This is a genomic window from Mesorhizobium sp. M7A.T.Ca.US.000.02.2.1 (genome assembly GCF_003996995.1).
In the GTDB taxonomy this organism is placed as follows: domain Bacteria; phylum Pseudomonadota; class Alphaproteobacteria; order Rhizobiales; family Rhizobiaceae; genus Mesorhizobium.
Map to the genome: position 1 here is coordinate 1 of NZ_RZTT01000819.1, position 892 is coordinate 892.

Below are 892 nucleotides of genomic sequence, written 5' to 3' on the forward strand. Positions count from 1 at the left end.
CGCCCGCCAGTTCCGCGACGAGCTGGCCGCCATCGATCCCGGACAGCCAGCCGCCAAACAGTGCCTTTACTACGCAGCCGCCTGCCGTCGCGTCCTGCTGGCGAGGCCGTACCGGGCGATTGTCGATCGCCTCGGCGACGTCACCTTCGCACACGCCGCCGCCACCGTTGGGACCGACACCTATTACCGCCGCCTGGCCGGTGAATTCCACGACTTCGGCCGACGCCTCCACCATGGCGACCGACGCAGCATCAGGGCCGCTGTGGAGCGGTACTTCACGCGGCGGGCGGCCGAAATCACGCAGGCAGAGGCTCGGCTTTCGGCTCTACCTGCTTCGACAGGTCCAGCACCTGGTCCGAAGGATCGATGACGCCCAAGCGGTGGGTAACCGCGACCACTGTCGCGGTCCCGGCCAGCCTGCGCAAGCTGGCGAAAATCCCCCGCTCGGTCTGTTCGTCCAGGGCGGAACTTGCCTCATCGAGCACCAGGATCTGCGGCTTGCCGATCAGCGCTCGCGCAATCGCCAGCCGCTGGCGCTCACCGCCACTGAGCAGCTGGCCACGCTCGCCGATGACGAAATCCAGCCCCTCGGGCAGGCTTGCCAACTTCGCCGTCAGCTGCACCGCATCGAGCACCGCGGCCACGTCCGCGTCGGGGTACGAGCGGCCGAACAGCACGTTGTCGCGAATGCTGAGGTTCATCAGCATGGGCTCTTGCGGCACATAGCCGACCGCGCCCAGGTAAGCGTCGCCATCGAGACTGCCGTGATCGAGCCCGGCAACCCTTACCGCCCCCGTGTACGCGCCGTTGATGCCCAGGAGGATCTGCAACAGGCTCGATTTTCCAGACCCGGACGGCCCGACGATGAAATTCAACCGGCCCGGCGCAAACC

Annotated in this window: 2 protein-coding genes; both read right to left on the minus strand. The window is 67.2% G+C overall.

Annotated features, from left to right (window positions below; translation table 11 throughout):
• Positions 1–235, minus strand: a 235-nt coding sequence (locus tag EOD15_RS34875) for a hypothetical protein (RefSeq protein WP_148129837.1), incomplete at its 3' end; no start/stop codon positions are given.
• Between the two features lie 61 nt (positions 236–296).
• Positions 297–892 (minus strand): ATP-binding cassette domain-containing protein (locus EOD15_RS34880; protein ID WP_127409343.1); only part of this gene is annotated, 596 nt, incomplete at its 5' end.